The organism is Vibrio salilacus (assembly GCF_002811245.1).
Lineage (GTDB): Bacteria > Pseudomonadota > Gammaproteobacteria > Enterobacterales > Vibrionaceae > Vibrio > Vibrio salilacus.
Genome location: NZ_NIVQ01000068.1, coordinates 1 through 1,501, shown reverse-complemented (window position 1 = coordinate 1,501; position 1,501 = coordinate 1). Strand labels below are relative to the sequence as shown.

Sequence of the window (1,501 nt, the reverse complement as noted above, 5' to 3'; positions counted from 1 at the left end):
CGAATCTGCCTTAAACGCTTTGTTAGTTGCCATTCTAACCCTTTGATTTCCAGTTTATTTCCCACTTTTGCTAACGCCGTTTTTCAGCACTTTGAAAAACTCAAATCAGGCGCAGTTTTAAAGCGCCTGCCACTGAAACCACTTGGAACTTACAACGCCGTAGAAAACTGACTAAAAGCACCCAAAAAACCTTTTGGAAAGACAATGTCACAAAGCTGACTTTCAACAAGTACATTCGCGTCTGAAACGGCAAAACAAAACCACAACATTAACAACCAAACGAAACTTCAGCAAACCACAACCAGACAAAAATCGAGCAAAATTGCATAATTCATTAGCCCTAAATTTTCTGCCTTAGCTACGTTTTTCCCACTGGCAACTAACGCCCTGTTAAGGTGTGAGCAACGCAATACCGAAGCCGCCGCATACCACCTTAAACACTAAAACTAACGCATAGTAAAAATGCCACGCGTTGCGAATCACTCTTAAACAGTTTGTTATAAATCTGATCAGACACTCTCTCTAAGTAGCATTGCTTCCCACTTTTTTTCACGTTCATCTAACTCGACCTCATCAAGCCCGTTCTCCCAAAAGCCTTTGCGATACTTAGCATTTTTTAAATGACTTTTAAGTTTCACTATTCTGATGAGAGACATCGAGCCATTAACTTTTCGTGTTTCCTCACCCAATCTATTATTTATTTTGTTAGCTGTATGGACTTTAGCTATAGCTGCTTTTTTTATGTCAGTAGGGCATATATCACCAAGACGAACGCCTTCTGCCCATAAGAGATCAATCAATATCAAGCAGCGTCGTCTTATTCCGTCATGATAAACCAACCAATTTTGCACTTCCCTCCTAATTCCTCTATGAGCTCTGCTCTCCATTGGGTCATGATCTTGAGGGTAGTAAACATCGAGAAGTACTCTTAGTGGACGACCTTGTCGCAGTAACTCACTGCCAAATATCGGATATACATCTTTGATGTCTAAGTGCCCTTGAAGAATACGTATACAAATATCACTAAATATATTAGATACTCCTCGCACTGACTCTAGTGCCCATACTGTAGGCGCACTTAAAGAATAATCCCCTTTTAATTGCTCTAATTCTGTAAGTTGAGCTTGGTCTGCGACTTGATAATAGTCCTTTTCTCCTCGTCCAACATACACAGTTCTCGCCCATTGTTTTTTTAAGCCCCACCACCTGTTTCTATAATCCTGAAGTAAAGCAAGTTGATTTTGATGCTTTTGGCTAAACAGCATTCTAATCTGAGCAATACCTACTAAAACAAGCAGTGCAGTCAAAAAAGACATCGTTAATTCATTACTCATATTTAATTACACCCAATGTTGAGTAGGATTTATAACGCCGCGTTAAGTAGTGAGCAACATTGCCACCTAACTTAAACCATTGTGCCGTAAACACTAAATTCAAAGCAAACCAAAAATGCCGAGCGTTGCGAATCTGCCTTAAACGCTTTGTTAGTTGCCATTCTAAA

At 39.8% G+C, this 1,501-nt stretch carries 1 protein-coding gene; it reads right to left on the bottom strand.

Going from position 1 to position 1,501, the window contains the following annotated elements; translation table 11 throughout:
- Positions 1 to 509: 509 nt before the first annotated feature.
- Positions 510 to 1,334, bottom strand: coding sequence for a hypothetical protein (locus CDZ87_RS16715; RefSeq protein WP_100754533.1), 825 nt, complete (start codon positions 1,332 to 1,334; stop codon positions 510 to 512).
- Positions 1,335 to 1,501 lie beyond the last annotated feature (167 nt).

Bases quoted from the DNA above. Each gene is read 5' to 3' on its own strand.
- CDZ87_RS16715 (WP_100754533.1), bottom strand. From the start codon at position 1,334: ATGAGTAATGAATTAACGATGTCTTTTTTGACTGCACTGCTTGTTTTA.